Genomic DNA, 14,206 nt, shown 5'->3' with positions numbered 1-14,206 from the left:
AATCAGGGAGTTATGCAGATGAATCGTATTGCCGCCGTTGTTGCTGGAGCGCTGGTCGCTTTGATGCTGGCCAGCTCGATGCTGTTTGTTATTGACCAGCGCCAGTTCGCCGTTGTTTACGCCCTGGGTGAGATCAAGGAAGTGATCACTGAGCCGGGCCTGAAGTTCAAGTTGCCGCCGCCGCTGCAAAACGTGGTCCTCTTGGACCGTCGAGTGCAGACTTTGGATAGCCCCGAGTCGCGCCCGATTTTTACGGCCGAAAAGAAGAGCCTGGTGATTGACTGGCTGATCAAATGGCGCGTTGCCGAACCCCGTCAATTTATTCGGAATAACGGCTCGGACATGCGCAATGTGGAGAACCGTTTGAGCCCAGTGGTGCAGGCGGCCTTCAATGAAGAGGTCACCAAGCGCACCGTCTTGTCGGTGTTGTCGACCGAGCGCGAAAAGGTGATGAACGATGTGCGCAAGCGCCTTGAGGATGAAGCCAAGCAGTTCGGTATTGAGATCCTCGATGTGCGGATCAAGCGCGTAGATTTTGCCGCCAACATCACCGATTCGGTCTATCGCCGCATGGAGTCTGAGCGTAAGCGCGTTGCCAATGAGTTGCGTTCGACCGGCGGTGCTGATGGCGAAAAAATTCGCGCCGATGCAGATCGTCAGCGCGAAGTGATCGTGGCTGAGGCTTACCGCGATGCTCAGAAGATCAAGGGTGAAGGCGATGCCAAGGCTTCGGCCTTGTATGCCGACGCATTTGGTCGCGACCCGCAATTCGCGCAGTTCTATCGCCAGCTGGAGGCTTATCGCAGCAGCTTCCGCAACAAGACGGATGTGATGGTCGTCGACCCCAGTAGCGACTTCTTCAAGTCCATGCGGGGTTCCGGTGGTGGCGCTGCCGCGGCGCCCGCGCCGCGAAAATAAGGCGGACGCGCCTTGTCGCAAACCCTGCTCTTGGCGCTCAGCCTGATGCTGGTTGTCGAAGGGCTTTTGCCCTTCCTCAACCCGCAAATGTGGCGGCAGGTGTTTGCGCGTATGTTGGCCATGAACGATGGACAGATCCGGTTCATCGGCTTGGCCAGCATTCTGGCTGGACTGCTGGGTGTGGTTTTGGTGTGGCGTTAAGGGGCTGAGATCACTCAAGTCGGTGCTAAAAGCTGGCAGCCGCGCGTGACGCCGGTACAATGCCGTTTTTAACCGCTCCCAATACTCACATGCCTTCTGCCTGGCTGCTGCCTGAGCATATTGCTGACGTTTTGCCGTCCCAGGCGCGCCGTATCGAAGAGATCCGTCGTGAGCTCTTGGACATGGCCCGCAGCTACGGTTGCGAACTGGTGATGCCTCCGCTGCTGGAGCATCTGGAGTCTCTGCTCACCGGCGCGGGTCACGAACTCGATTTGCAAACCTTCAAGCTGGTGGACCAGCTCTCTGGCCGCAGCCTGGGAGTCCGTGCCGACACCACGCCGCAAGTGGCCCGAATCGATGCTCATTTGCTCAACCGCCATGGCGTGACTCGGCTTTGCTATTGCGGCCCGGTTTTGCGTACCCGCACCAGCGGCCTGCACGCCACTCGCGAGCCCTTGCAGTTCGGTATCGAGATCTACGGTCACGCAGGTCTTGAAGCCGATCTTGAGGTGCAAGAGTTGGCGCTGGATGTGGTCAAGCGCGCCGGAATCAAGCATGCCGTCATGGATCTCGGTGATGCCCGCTTGCTGCGTGGCGTCTTGGCCGATGCCGCACCTGCGCCAGCCGTCATGGAGACCTTGATCGCAGCATTGGCGAGCAAGGATGGCGCAGCGCTTAGCTTGGCCAGCCAAGGCTTAAGCGAGGAAGTTCAGCAGGGCTTGATGCAACTGCTGTCGCTCTATGGCGGCACCGAGGATTTGGTGCGTGCGCGTCAGCAACTGCCCGCCCATCCGCTCATCACCGCGGCCCTGGATGACCTGGAGTGGTTGAGCAAGCATCTGCAGCAAACTCACCCTGAGGTTTCGCTTGGCGTCGACCTGGCCGACTTGACCGGGTTTGCTTACTACAGCGGCGTGCGCTTTGCGCTTTATGCGGAAGGTGCGAGCGAAGCTGTGTTGCGCGGTGGCCGCTACGACGAGGTGGGCGCAGTCTTCGGCCGGCGCCGCCCTGCGGTTGGCTTTAGCCTGGACTTGAAGGTCTTGGAGGCCTTGAGTCCGGCCACTCCCTTGCGTGCAGCCGTTCGGGCACCATGGGGTGAGAATCCTGAATTGCGCGCTGCGGTGCGCAAGCTCAGAGAAGCGGGCGAGACGGTGGTCTGCATATTGCCTGGCCACGAGCATGAAGGCGAAGAATTCGACTGCGACCGTGAGTTGGTGCGGGTCGACACTCAGTGGTTGGTGCGCGCGCTTTGAGCGTCGCCCGACTGACATCACTTTTTTGATCATCGGATTATCAAGATGCAAAGCGAAATCACGCGCGGCCGGAATGTGGTCGTTGTGGGCACCCAGTGGGGTGACGAAGGCAAGGGCAAGGTCGTCGATTGGATGACCGATCACGCTCAAGGCGTCGTTCGTTTTCAAGGCGGCCATAACGCCGGCCATACGCTGGTCATCAAGGGTGTGAAGACGGCCCTGCAGTTGATTCCGTCGGGCATCATGCGTGACGGTGTCGCTTGCTATATCGGCAACGGCGTGGTGCTGGATCCGACCCACTTGCTGGGCGAAATCGAGCGCTTGGAAAAGGCTGGCGTTGAAGTGCGCTCGCGTCTCTTCATCAGCGAATCTTGCCCGCTGATCCTGCCCTTCCACGTGGAAGTGGACAAGGCTCGCGAGGCGCTGCGTGAAAGCAGTGGCGCCGGCAAGATCGGTACCACCGGCAAGGGTATTGGCCCAGCTTACGAAGACAAGGTGGCTCGTCGCGCCTTGCGTGTGCAAGACCTGAAGCATCCCGATCGCTTCGCCAAGAAGCTGCAAGAGTTGCTGGCCCTGCATAACTTCGCACTTGCGGGTTACCTGAATTCCAAGGCTCTGGAATTCCAGCCCATCTTCGACCAAGCCATGAAGATGGCCGAAGTGATCAAGCCGATGATGGCGGACGTGGGCTACATGATCCACAAGGCTCATTTGGCGGGCGCCAACATTCTGTTCGAAGGCGCGCAAGGCACGCTGCTGGACATTGACCACGGCACCTATCCCTATGTGACCTCGAGCAACTGCGTGGCCGGCAATGCTGCTGCTGGCGCGGGCGTGGGGCCGCAGATGCTGCACTACATGCTGGGCATCACCAAGGCCTACACCACGCGCGTCGGTTCGGGCCCGTTCCCAACCGAATTGGAGTGGGAAAAGGAAGGCACGGTGGGCTACCACCTGTCCACGGTCGGTCAGGAGAAGGGCACTGTGACCGGCCGCGCTCGTCGCTGTGGTTGGTTTGATGCGGCGGCGCTCAAACGTTCGGTCATCATCAACGGCATCACCGGCCTGTGCATCACCAAGCTGGACGTGCTGGACGGCCTGAGCGAGATCAAGATGTGCGTGGGTTACAAGCTGGCCGATGGTCGCGTGCTCGACATCTTGCCGCTGGACGGCGACGAGATCGTGGGAAGTGAGGCGATTTACGAGACCTTCCCAGGCTGGACTGAAACCACCTTCGGTGTGACCGAGTGGGACAAGCTGCCGCTGAATGCGCGCAACTATTTGGCTCGCATTCACGAAGTCATCGGTGCGCCGATCGATATGGTTTCTACAGGCCCTGATCGCGAGCACACCATCGTGCTGCGTCACCCTTACCTAGCTTGATTCGCCCTCGGCGGTTCACAAGCTCTTTTTTCACCTGACAGGAGTTGCCCTCTATGTTGACTGACGACGGCAAGCATTTGTACGTGTCCTGGGACGAGTACCACATGTTGACCGAGCGCCTTGCGCTCAAGATCCATGCATCGGGCTGGGAATTTGATCAAATTCTCTGCTTGGCGCGCGGCGGTATGCGACCTGGCGACGTGCTTTCGCGCGTGTTTGACAAGCCGCTGGGCATCATGTCCACCAGCTCTTACCGTGCCGAGGCCGGCACGATCCAAGGTCGTTTGGACATCGCCAAGTACATCACCATGCCCAAGGGCGAGTTGGCAGGCCGGGTGCTGCTGGTGGACGATCTGGCGGATTCGGGCGTCACGCTGAAGGCGGTGGTTGAGCGTTTGCGCAGCATGCCCGCGATCAGTGAACTGCGCTCGGCCGTGATCTGGACCAAGGGTGTCTCGGCCTACACGCCGGACTACTATGTCGAAATGCTGGAAACCAGCCCCTGGATTCACCAGCCTTTCGAAGAGTACGACGATATGCGGCCAGATGCTTTGGCCAAAAAGTTTGTGGTCTGAAGCGCTGGAGCGGCTTCAAGGCATGCAAGTCAAACAAGCCGGCAGTGTGAAAACCTGTCGGCTTGTTGCGTTGAGGGCGCAGCTTTTTCGAGTGAGCGTTCGCGCTGCGGGGAATTCGCCGACGGCCCATTCAAAAAGATCGGTTGAAAGTTTCGAAATTCATTCGAACTTCGTACCGCACAAAGCAAAATGGCCACATGCATTTCGACATGTGGCCATCTCTTTGGATTTATTTCAATCTTGGTGCCCAGGAGAGGACTCGAACCTCCACGGAGTTACCCGCTAGTACCTGAAACTAGTGCGTCTACCAATTCCGCCACCTGGGCATTTCAGGAAAGCAAGGATTCTATCATCAAAAACATTAAGAACACAAGTACGCAGGGTCAGCAAGAAATCGGCTCGCTCTTGAGCGAGGTCGAGGGCACCGTGCAGGGACATCGGGACGGGCATGGCTTCTTGCAGCCCGATGTGGGGCAACAGGACATCTATCTGTCATCGCAGGAAATGCATGCGGTCATGCATGGCGACCGATTGCGGGTTCGCATCGTCCGTATGGACAAACGTGGCCGGCCTGAGGGAAGGGTGCTCGAAATTCTGGAGCGCAAGAAGAAACCCATCATCGGGCGCCTGCTCTTGGAGTCGGGCATTTGGCTGGTGGCGCCCGAAGACAAGCGCATGGGGCAGGACATCTTGGTTCCCAAGAATGGCTTGGCCAATGCGGTCGCAGGTCAGGTGGTGGCCGTGGAATTGATTGAGCCACCGTCCCTTTACTCGCAGCCGGTAGGCCGTGTGGTTGAGGTGTTAGGTGAAATCGATGACCCCGGCATGGAGATCGAAATTGCGGTGCGCAAATACGAGGTGCCGCATCGCTTCAGCGCCGAGACTCTGGCGCAAGCCGCGAAACTGCCGGACAAATTGCGTGCAGCCGACTTGAAGCATCGTATCGATCTGCGTGATGTGCCCTTGGTGACCATTGACGGTGAAGATGCACGAGACTTTGACGATGCCGTCTATTGCGAGCCGCACAAACAAGGGCGCGGCAAGACGGCCTTCATTGGTTGGCGCTTGTTGGTGGCGATCGCTGACGTTAGCCACTACGTCAAGCCGGGTGATCCTTTGGATGCCGATGCCTACGAGCGCGCCACCTCGGTGTACTTCCCTCGGCGCGTCATTCCGATGTTGCCGGAGAAGCTCTCCAACGGCCTGTGCTCGCTGAATCCCTATGAAGACCGCTTGTCCATGGTCTGCGACATGTTGGTCAACGAGAGCGGGGAGGTGCAGGCCTACCAGTTCTACCCGGCAGTCATTCGCTCACATGCGCGATTCACCTATAACGAAGTCGCGGCCATTCTGGGCAACACCCATGGTCCCGAGGCGGCCAAGCGCAGCGATCTGGTGCCGCACTTGCTGCATCTGCACGAGGTCTATCGTGCCTTGTTGGCTGAGCGATCACGCCGCGGTGCGATTGACTTTGATACGACTGAAACGCAGATCGTTTGCGATGACAACGGTCGTATCGAGAAGATCATCCCGCGCACCCGTAACGAGGCGCACAAGCTGATCGAGGAGGCCATGTTGGCCGCCAATGTCTGCGCGGCTGACTTCATTGCGCAGTCCAAGCATGGCGCCTTGTTCCGGGTTCACGAGGGGCCGACGCCTGAGAAGCGTATTGCGCTGCAAGCCTATCTGCGCGCCTTGGGTTTGGGTCTTTCGATCAGCGACGACCCGAAGCCGGGTGAATATGCTGCGATTGCGGCGGCGACCAAGGACCGGGTTGACTCGACGCAGATCCACGCCATGCTGCTGCGCTCCATGCAGCAGGCCATTTACACCTCGGCCAATGCTGGGCACTTCGGTCTGTCCTATTTGGCCTATACCCACTTCACCAGCCCGATTCGTCGCTATCCCGACTTGCTGGTGCATCGCGTCATCAAGGCCATCTTGGCCGACAAGCGCTATCACCTAGACGCCGGCAAGATGGAGGTGCCCATGGCCGCCAAACGGCCGGGTCGTGCGGCGCCGATTGATCCCGCCAAGGCGTCCACCGAGACTGAGCGTTGGGAAGTGGTAGGCGCGCATTGCAGTGCCAATGAACGGCGCGCTGACGAGGCCTCGCGCGACGTCGAGGCTTGGCTGAAGTGCCGCTATATGCGCGAACACTTGGGCGAGGAGTTCGCTGGCACGGTCAGCGCGGCGACTAGCTTCGGATTGTTTGTGCAGTTGGATGCGCTGTATGTCGAGGGCTTGATCCACATCACCGAGCTGGGCGGTGAGTACTTCCGCTTCGATGAGGTTCGCCAAGAGCTGCGCGGCGAGCGCACCGGTATTCGTTACGCCACCGGCGCGCGGGTCCAGGTGCAGGTCAGCCGTGTTGATCTGGATGCGCGCAAGATTGACTTCCGACTGGTGCAGGACAGCGGCGAAGCCAAACTGGTCGCGCGTGCGCAGCGAGACAAAGCGGGATTGGGTGCACAAGACAGGCAGCCTTTGTCGGCGGTGGCTGAACTGGAGCAAGTTCGGCGCGATGACCGTGCGGTGAAAAAGGCCGCCAAGGCCAGCAAAGCTGGGCGCAAGGGCAAGCCAGGGCGTGCGGCCAATCCCGCGGCGTCGGGTGCATCGGGGGCGGCTGCAGCTCATCCCATCAAGGCGGCCAGGCAGGCGGCGCGGGGTAAGTCGGAAGTCAAGCCTTCGGCGGCCGGCTTGGAGCCTCGGACGCGCAAGCGTCGGTGAAGTTGAGTCAGCTTTGCTGGGCTGTTTGTTAGCAGCGAAGTTAAGCGGTGCTTGGGGTTCTTGATCCCCATTCAGGCGCCAGTGTCAGACGGTGGAGGGCATGCATGCGCTCCACCAAATCGGCCGCACGCAAGGGGCCAGCCTCTTGCTCGTCGGCCGCGCGGCCGTGCCAATAGCAGGCGGCGCTGGCCAGCAGGGCTGGCGGTGTGTTTGGGTGTTGAGCCCACAGCCCCCCCAACCAGCCAGCCAAGACATCGCCGCTACCTGCTGTCGCAAGGGCGGCATTGCCGCTGCTATTGATGGCAAGTCTGTTTGATTCTGGGTCGGCGATGATGCTGCCCGAGCCTTTCAAGATCACCTGACAGTTGAATTGAGTGGAGAGGTTGCGAGCCGCCTTCAGGCGATCCGCCTGAACATCGGCGGTGGAGCAGCCCAGCAGGCGCGCGGCTTCGAGGGGGTGCGGGGTGAGTACCGTGGCCAGACCTTGCGCCGCGCGATCGGTCAACAGGGGCCGCAAACTTGGGTTGTTGGCGACGGCATTGAGGGCGTCGGCATCCAAGACCAGTCGCTTGGCGTGGCGCAACACCATGGGCAAGCACTCGCTGATGGCATCGCCCCCGCCGCAGCCACAAACCAAGACCTTGTCTTGCCATGAGGGGGCATCATGCAGGCGCTGCTGTGCAAACTGCATCAATTCCGGCCGCATGGCATCGGCTTCGGCTGCGCTTGATGCCTCGGATTCCAGCAAGCAAACGTAGACGCGTCCGGCGCCCGAGGCCAAAGCCGCTCGCGCTGCCAGCCGAGCGGCGCCGCGCAAGCCGGGCGCACCGCCCAGAACCAGGGCATCGCCTTGGCTGCCTTTGTGCTGCGCATGGCTTGCCGAGCGGGACCGAGCAATGGTTTGCAGTGCTTCGGCGCCCAGCAGCAATGCATCGGGCGCTGCCTCGTGCTCTACGCCCAGCGAGTCAAACCAAATCTGCCCGCAATGGGCGCGTCCTTGCGCAGTGAAAAGGCCGGGCTTGAGCGTCAGCAGGCTCAGTGTGTGCTGCGCGTGCACCGCAACCGAGCCCGCCAAGTTGCCGGTGTCGGCCAGTAGACCGCTGGGTAGATCCAGTGCCAATACCGGTGATGCACAAGCGTTCAGGCAGTTGATGGCGGCAGTGATTTCGCCTGTGGGTGCGCGGCTTATTCCCAGGCCCAACAAGGCATCCACGGCGAGGCTTGTGGATTGCGGCGGGTGCAGGCCTTCGCTGATGTTCACGCCGGCCTGTTGGGCGGCGGCCAATGCGGCCTGTGCGTCCGGCGGGAGCGGGCGCCCCGACTCATGCCCGATCAAGCTGACGCTCACATCCATGCCGTGGCTGTGCAGCAGTCTCGCGGTCACCAAGCCGTCTCCGCCATTGTTGCCGGGGCCGCAGAGCAGCCAGATGCTGAGTCTGCTCGAACTCAGGGCTAGGCACAAACGCGCGGCACTCAGGCCGGCGCGCTCCATCAAGGTGTGTGGGGGTAAGGTCGCCAGAGCTTCGCGCTCGATGGCGCGGCTGCTGGCTGCTGAGTGCAGGGGCCAGTTGTGCTCTGCGGGCAGGAGTTTGTGCATGGCCCCAGCTTGTCAGGCCAAGCGCGCGATGTCCAGACCTGTGATCTCCGGGGCTTCGGTGTCGGTCTTGCGTTTGCTGACTTGGTCGGCCAGCAGTCGCGCTGCACCGCAGGCCAGCGGCCAGTCCAGGCTGTGGGCGGCGCCCTGAGCCAGGTTCAGCCAGATGCCGGGCAGGCCGCTGGCGCCGAGCAGGGGCAGGCCATCCGGCAGCAGGGCTTGGCAGCCAGTCCAACGTTGCTCTTGGCCGACTTGCATGGCGCCAGGGAACCAGTCGTTCAAGACCCGGTGCAGCGAAGCAAGCGTTGAGGGCTTGAAGCTTTTCGGGGCGGCGCCCGGCTCGATGCGGCCGGCCACACGCACACGTTGTCCGATGCGGCTGATCGAGACTTGCTCGCGCAGATCGAAAACGCCGGCTCTGGGGCCAAGGTCGGGGTGGGCCTCCAGCTGTCGCAAAGGCGCGGTGATGGTGTAGCCATGGACCAAGCCCATAGCGGGCTTGAGGCCTAGCGGCTGCAAGAGATCCACGGCGCTGGCGCCAGCGCAGATCAACACCGCGTCAAAGCTATCTTGCACCGGCCCAAGGGGCGCGGGCTGGGTGTCGCCCGCGTCTTGCTTTTCTGGCGCGCGCGTCGCTGGGCCCAAGCCTTCGGGCGGTACGGTGTGTTCGTGAATCAGCGTGGCGACGCTACCGGGCGTGAGGCTGCGAACCGTGGTGTGAAAGCGGAAGCGCACGTCCAGGCGCTGGGCCTCGATACGCATCAGGTGACTGAACTGGCGGCAATTGCCGACCTCGGCCGGGCTCAGTTGGATGCCGCCATGCAAAGCAGTGTCCGGGTTCAAGCCGGGCTCGAGAGCGAGGCATTGCTCGGCGCTCAAAAACTGTTGCTGCAGTCCCAGGCTTTGCAAAAGATCCAGCTGTGCTTGAATCGCGCGCAAATCGCGTTCCTGGCGCAGCAGTAATAACTGCCCTTCGGCGCGCTCAAAGTCCAGCTGCAAGCGTATACGAAGCTCTTGCAGGCGGCTGTGGCTGTAAACGGCCAATTGCAGCAAGCGGGCTTGTTGCTCGGCTCGGTTTTTGCTGCGCTCGGCGCGCCAGCGGCGCCATTGCCAGCTCAGCGAGCCGGCGCCTGGCCTGGGAAATGAGGCCTGGGTCCAGGGCAGGGCCATGGCGGGGGTGGCCAAGCCGGTGTTGGCAAAACTGCCTTCGGCGGCCACGCTGCCGCGACGCTCGAAAACGGTGACTTGGTGGCCGTCGGCTGCGCACTCGAAGGCGCTGGTGACGCCGGCTATTCCGGCGCCGATGATGGCAATACGCATGCGCTCAGGGTCTCGCGTTCAAAAGGGGTTCAATCTGTAGCGCAAGGCTCAGCAAGAGGTCGTCCTGAGCTGCGGTGCTCCACAGCATCAGTCCGACCGGCAATTCTCCCTCCTCTTGGCAGGGCAGCGAGATGGCGCAGCCATCCAGGAGGTTCACAACGGAGGGATTGCGCAGCAATAGCGCGTTGCTGGCGAAGAATTGTTCGTCGCTGGCAAGCAATGGTGCCAGCAAGGGCGCAACGATGGGCACGGTAGGGCTGATCACCGCATCAAAGCCGGCCAGCGCGGCTTCCATTTCTCCGATCCACTGGCGACGTCGATTCAAGAGGTCGATGTAGTCGGCGGCACTGATGGTCTCGCCGCGTCGAATGCGCACGCTGACGCGTGGGTCGTATTGCTGGGCTTGCTCGGGGTTTTGTAGATGGTGGCGATGCCAGGCCCAACTCTCTGCTGCGGCAAATCCGCCCTGCGCTTGCAACTCAGAGATTTGGTTCAAGGCGGTGAGATCGATGTCTTCGATGCTGCAGCCGGCCGCGCGCAAGCGCTTCAGGCTGCGCTCGAAGGCTCGGCTTACGGTGTCGTCCATACCGTCTTGAAAAAGTGGTTTGACCAGGGCCAGGCGCATGGCCCTCAGTGGCCGCGGGCTGATGCGAACCTGGCGTGCCGCCAGCACCTCGTGCAGCAAGATGGCGTCGCGCACCGACAGTGTGAGTGCGCAGGCTGTGTCCAGCGTGGTGGACAGCGGAATGCAGCCTTCGGTCGGGGTCAATCGCGCCGTGTTCTTGAAGCCGACCAAGCCTTGCAAGGCGGCCGGGATGCGAATCGAGCCGCCGGTGTCGGAGCCGAGTGCGGCCCAGGCGGCGCCAGTGGCTACGGTGACCGCCGCGCCCGAGCTGGAGCCGCCCGGGATGCGGGCCTGCCCATCAAGTGCGAAGGTGACGGGGTTCAAAGGCGTGCCGTAGTGCGGGTTGATGCCCACGCCCGAGAAGGCGAATTCGCTCATATTCGTGTGCCCGGTCAATACGGCGCCGGCTTGGCGCAAGCGTGCCACCGCAGGGCAGTCAATCGAGGCTGGGGGCGCTTGCCTGAGGACGCTTGACCCTGCGCTGCTCACCGTGCCGGCCACATCGAACAAGTCCTTGATGCTGATGCCCAAGCCCCCCAGTCGAGGGCGAGGAGCGCCAATTTTCGCTATGGCGTCGATGGCTGCAGCGCTGGCCAGGGCCGATTCGGAGAACTCGCGCACATAGGCGTTTCGGCAGCCTTCCGAACGGGCCTGGCGCTGGTTTTCCTGCGCAGCTGCGGCGGCGCTGAGGCGCTCGTCTTGCAGCTGCTGCAGGGCGCTGCTCAGGTCATGGCTCATGAATCGTGTATACTCTTTGGGTTTTGCCGGGCGGCACTGGGCATTTTGCTCAGCGCAGCAGGTGAAATTTTGAAATGTTTCGCAAGACTTTTGCGAACAAATCGCAAACCGGCCACTGAGAGGTGTTGCTGCTGTATTCGAACTCATTTGCCTAAGGGCAATTGAGGGTCACTGCGCAGAGCAATTCGGGCCGGATTTTAGACACAACCTTCGGAGTAAAGAATATGTCCGTCACTATGCGCGAGATGCTGGAAGCCGGCGTCCACTTTGGTCACCAAACCCGTTTTTGGCACCCCAAGATGGCCCCGTACATCTACGGCCATCGCAACAAGATCCACATCATCAACCTCGAAAAGACGCTGCCTGCGTTCGAAGAGGCGATGAAGTTCGTGCGCCAGCTGTCGGCCAAGCGCGGCACCATCATGATGATCGGCACCAAGCGTCAAGCGCGTGAAGTCGTCGCTCTGGAAGCCCAGCGTTGCGGTATGCCTTATGTCGACCAGCGTTGGTTGGGCGGCATGATGACCAACTTCAAGACGGTCAAGACTTCGCTGAAGAACCTGAAGGACATGCAAGCTCAAGTGGATGCCGGCACTCAGCCCGCCATCAAGAAAGAAGCTTTGATGTTCCAACGCGATTTGGCCAAGCTGGAAAAGAACATCGGCGGCATCCAGGACATGAACGGTCTGCCTGACGCCATCTTCGTGATCGACGTCGGCTACCACAAGATCGCCATCGCCGAAGCCAAGAAGCTGGGCATCCCCGTCATCGGCGTGGTTGACACCAACCACTCGCCTGTCGGTATCGACTACGTCATTCCTGGTAACGATGACTCGGCCAAGGCCGTGGCTCTGTACGCCCGCGCTGTCGCTGACGCCGTGCTGGAAGGCCGTGCCAACGCCGGCAACGAAGTCGTGCAAGCCCAGGCTCCTGCCGGCGACGAGTTCGTTGAAGTGAGCGAAGGCGCCTGAGTTTCAGCTGCCTAACAAAGGGGCTGATTCAGCCCCTTTTTTTCAAATTTTTTTGAGCGGTAGCGCGGATTCCTCGGAGTCTTCTACTGCTAAACCCTGACAAACACCGGAGATTCAAGATGGTTGCAATTACCGCAAGCATGGTGGCCGAACTGCGTGCCCGCACCGACGCCCCGATGATGGAATGCAAGAAGGCGCTGACCGAAGCCGGCGGCGACCTGGACCGTGGTGAAGAAATCCTGCGCGTCAAGCTGGGCAACAAGGCCGGTAAGGCTTCTTCGCGCGTGACCGCCGAAGGTGTGGTGGCCGCTGCTGTGGTCGGTACGACCGGCGCGCTGCTGGAAGTGAACTGCGAAACCGACTTCGTCACCAAGAACGACGCTTTCTTGGCTTTCGCCAATGCTTGCGCTGCTTTGGCTGCTGAGCACGGCGTGGCCGACGTGGCCGCTCTGGGCAATCTGCCTCTGGCGCAAGAAGGCTTTGGCCCGACCGTGGAAGAAGTGCGCCGCGGTCTGGTCGGCAAGATCGGCGAAAACATGTCGCTGCGTCGCGTCAAGCTGTACAACAGCGGCGCCAAGCTGGCTTCTTATCTGCACGGCACCCGCATCGGCGTGATGGTGGAGTTCGACGGTGACGAAGTCGCCGCCAAGGACGTCGCCATGCACGTGGCTGCGATGAAGCCTGCCGCTCTGTCGTCGGCTGAGGTGTCGGCTGAGCTGGTTGAGAAAGAGCGCAAGATCGCTGCCGAAAAGGCTGCCGAGTCTGGCAAGCCTGCCGACATCGTCGCCAAGATGGTTGAAGGCTCGGTGCAGAAGTTCCTGAAGGAAGTCTCGCTGCTGGATCAGGTCTTCGTGAAGGCTTCTGACGGCAAGCAAACCGTCGCCGCCATGCTGAAGGACAAGGCCACCACCGTGAAGAGCTTTACGCTGTACGTGGTGGGTGAAGGCATTGAGAAGAAGGTGGATGACTTCGCTGCCGAAGTGGCCGCGCAAGTGGCCGCCGCCAAGGGCCAATAAGCCCTGAAGGAAAAAAAGGGCGCCTCTGGCGCCCTTTACACTTGTGCCGCTGCATGGGTCTGCTCACGAGGTGGAGTCTGCGCGGCACTGTTTTAAGAATACCGCAGCAACACAGCATCAAGAGGTTCCTATGCCCGCGCACAAACGCATCCTGCTCAAGCTCTCCGGCGAAGCCCTGATGGGCGATGACGCTTTTGGCATCAACCGCGCCACCATCGTGCGCATGGTGCAAGAAATTCGGGAAGTCACGCAAACCGGCGTTGAAGTGGCCGTTGTGATCGGCGGAGGCAATATCTTCCGCGGCGTGGCAGGTGGCTCGGTCGGCATGGACCGTGCGACCGCTGACTATATGGGCATGCTGGCCACCGTGATGAACTCGCTGGCACTGGCTGACACCATGCGTCAAGAAGGCATCGTTGCTCGCGTGATGTCGGCCATCGGCATCGAGCAGGTGGTTGAACCTTATGTGCGCCCCAAGGCACTGCAGTATTTGGAAGAGGGCAAGGTCGTCGTGTTTGCCGCCGGCACCGGCAACCCCTTCTTCACCACAGACACGGCCGCGGCACTGCGTGGCGCTGAAATTGGCGCCGAAATCGTGCTGAAGGCCACCAAGGTCGACGGTGTCTACACCGCCGACCCCAAGAAAGACCCGAGCGCCACCCGCTATTCGCGCATCAGCTTTGATGAAGCGATTGCCAAGAACCTGCAAGTGCTGGACGCCACTGCCTTCGCGCTGTGCCGTGACCAGAAGCTGCCGATTCGTGTGTTCAGCATCCTCAAGCCGGGTGCTCTCAAGCGCGTGGTGATGGGTGAAGACGAAGGCACGCTGGTCCACGTTTGAGTGGCCTCATGCGTTAAGGTGAATCAGCTTTTCAAGGTTTA

Annotated in this window: 12 protein-coding genes and 1 tRNA gene; 9 read left to right on the top strand and 4 right to left on the bottom strand. The window is 61.0% G+C overall.

Annotated features, from left to right (window positions below):
* The first annotated feature begins 18 nt into the window (after window positions 1-18).
* The 5 genes from hflC (at window position 19) to LNV06_RS04700 (ending at window position 4,330) form a co-directional block, all read left to right on the top strand.
* On the top strand, window positions 19-918 hold the full coding sequence (gene hflC, locus LNV06_RS04720; protein ID WP_263537064.1) for a protease modulator HflC: 900 nt from the start codon (window positions 19-21) through the stop codon (window positions 916-918).
* 12 nt (window positions 919-930) lie between these two features.
* Complete coding sequence (locus LNV06_RS04715; protein ID WP_263537063.1) at window positions 931-1,119, top strand: DUF2065 domain-containing protein; 189 nt, start codon at window positions 931-933, stop codon at window positions 1,117-1,119.
* Window positions 1,120-1,208: 89 nt separating this feature from the next.
* The gene (locus LNV06_RS04710; RefSeq protein WP_263537062.1) at window positions 1,209-2,372 is read left to right on the top strand and encodes an ATP phosphoribosyltransferase regulatory subunit; all 1,164 of its coding nucleotides are present in this window, start codon (window positions 1,209-1,211) and stop codon (window positions 2,370-2,372) included.
* 45 nt (window positions 2,373-2,417) lie between these two features.
* Complete coding sequence (locus LNV06_RS04705) at window positions 2,418-3,755, top strand: adenylosuccinate synthase (protein WP_263537061.1); 1,338 nt, start codon at window positions 2,418-2,420, stop codon at window positions 3,753-3,755.
* 53 nt (window positions 3,756-3,808) lie between these two features.
* On the top strand, window positions 3,809-4,330 hold the full coding sequence (locus LNV06_RS04700; protein ID WP_263537060.1) for a phosphoribosyltransferase: 522 nt from the start codon (window positions 3,809-3,811) through the stop codon (window positions 4,328-4,330).
* 241 nt (window positions 4,331-4,571) lie between these two features.
* Here LNV06_RS04700 and LNV06_RS04695 read toward each other — a convergent pair.
* A tRNA-Leu gene (locus LNV06_RS04695) sits at window positions 4,572-4,656 on the bottom strand.
* Window positions 4,657-4,735: 79 nt separating this feature from the next.
* Between LNV06_RS04695 and rnr the strand changes: the two genes are divergently transcribed.
* Window positions 4,736-7,060: a ribonuclease R gene (gene rnr, locus LNV06_RS04690; protein WP_411970054.1), complete on the top strand. Its 2,325-nt coding sequence runs from the start codon at window positions 4,736-4,738 to the stop codon at window positions 7,058-7,060.
* Between the two features lie 40 nt (window positions 7,061-7,100).
* Here rnr and LNV06_RS04685 read toward each other — a convergent pair whose 3' ends face one another.
* Genes LNV06_RS04685 through LNV06_RS04675 form a run of 3 tightly spaced genes read right to left on the bottom strand, consistent with a single transcriptional unit; the run spans window position 7,101 to window position 11,337 of the window.
* Window positions 7,101-8,657, bottom strand: a complete 1,557-nt coding sequence (locus tag LNV06_RS04685; protein ID WP_263537059.1) for an NAD(P)H-hydrate dehydratase — start codon at window positions 8,655-8,657, stop codon at window positions 7,101-7,103.
* 12 nt (window positions 8,658-8,669) lie between these two features.
* Complete coding sequence (locus LNV06_RS04680) at window positions 8,670-9,974, bottom strand: FAD-dependent oxidoreductase (RefSeq protein WP_263537058.1); 1,305 nt, start codon at window positions 9,972-9,974, stop codon at window positions 8,670-8,672.
* 4 nt (window positions 9,975-9,978) lie between these two features.
* Complete coding sequence (locus tag LNV06_RS04675) at window positions 9,979-11,337, bottom strand: amidase (protein ID WP_263537057.1); 1,359 nt, start codon at window positions 11,335-11,337, stop codon at window positions 9,979-9,981.
* Window positions 11,338-11,561: 224 nt separating this feature from the next.
* Here LNV06_RS04675 and rpsB point away from each other — a divergent pair, with 224 nt between their 5' ends.
* From rpsB to pyrH, 3 genes are all read left to right on the top strand, one after another.
* Entirely contained in the window at window positions 11,562-12,308 is a 747-nt protein-coding gene (rpsB, locus tag LNV06_RS04670; RefSeq protein ID WP_263537056.1) for a 30S ribosomal protein S2, read from the top strand.
* Between the two features lie 119 nt (window positions 12,309-12,427).
* The gene (gene tsf / locus LNV06_RS04665) at window positions 12,428-13,324 is read left to right on the top strand and encodes a translation elongation factor Ts (RefSeq protein WP_263537055.1); all 897 of its coding nucleotides are present in this window, start codon (window positions 12,428-12,430) and stop codon (window positions 13,322-13,324) included.
* A 130-nt stretch (window positions 13,325-13,454) separates the two neighbouring features.
* A complete protein-coding gene (gene pyrH, locus LNV06_RS04660) occupies window positions 13,455-14,165 on the top strand; it encodes a UMP kinase (RefSeq protein WP_263537054.1) in 711 nt (236 codons plus the stop codon).
* Window positions 14,166-14,206 lie beyond the last annotated feature (41 nt).

Source organism: Paucibacter sp. Y2R2-4 (assembly GCF_025717535.1).
Lineage (GTDB): Bacteria > Pseudomonadota > Gammaproteobacteria > Burkholderiales > Burkholderiaceae_C > Paucibacter_A.
This window is presented reverse-complemented; position numbering and strand designations above follow the sequence as displayed.

What these genes read in the sequence shown, in the direction of transcription:
- hflC (WP_263537064.1), top strand. Translation starts at nt 19, where the DNA reads ATGAATCGTATTGCCGCCGTTGTTGCTGGAGCGCTGGTCGCTTTGATG.
- LNV06_RS04710 (WP_263537062.1), top strand. Translation starts at nt 1,209, where the DNA reads ATGCCTTCTGCCTGGCTGCTGCCTGAGCATATTGCTGACGTTTTGCCG.
- LNV06_RS04705 (WP_263537061.1), top strand. Translation starts at nt 2,418, where the DNA reads ATGCAAAGCGAAATCACGCGCGGCCGGAATGTGGTCGTTGTGGGCACC.
- LNV06_RS04700 (WP_263537060.1), top strand. Translation starts at nt 3,809, where the DNA reads ATGTTGACTGACGACGGCAAGCATTTGTACGTGTCCTGGGACGAGTAC.
- LNV06_RS04685 (WP_263537059.1), bottom strand. Translation starts at nt 8,657, where the DNA reads ATGCACAAACTCCTGCCCGCAGAGCACAACTGGCCCCTGCACTCAGCA.
- LNV06_RS04680 (WP_263537058.1), bottom strand. Translation starts at nt 9,974, where the DNA reads ATGCGTATTGCCATCATCGGCGCCGGAATAGCCGGCGTCACCAGCGCC.
- LNV06_RS04675 (WP_263537057.1), bottom strand. Translation starts at nt 11,337, where the DNA reads ATGAGCCATGACCTGAGCAGCGCCCTGCAGCAGCTGCAAGACGAGCGC.
- rpsB (WP_263537056.1), top strand. Translation starts at nt 11,562, where the DNA reads ATGTCCGTCACTATGCGCGAGATGCTGGAAGCCGGCGTCCACTTTGGT.
- tsf (WP_263537055.1), top strand. Translation starts at nt 12,428, where the DNA reads ATGGTTGCAATTACCGCAAGCATGGTGGCCGAACTGCGTGCCCGCACC.
- pyrH (WP_263537054.1), top strand. Translation starts at nt 13,455, where the DNA reads ATGCCCGCGCACAAACGCATCCTGCTCAAGCTCTCCGGCGAAGCCCTG.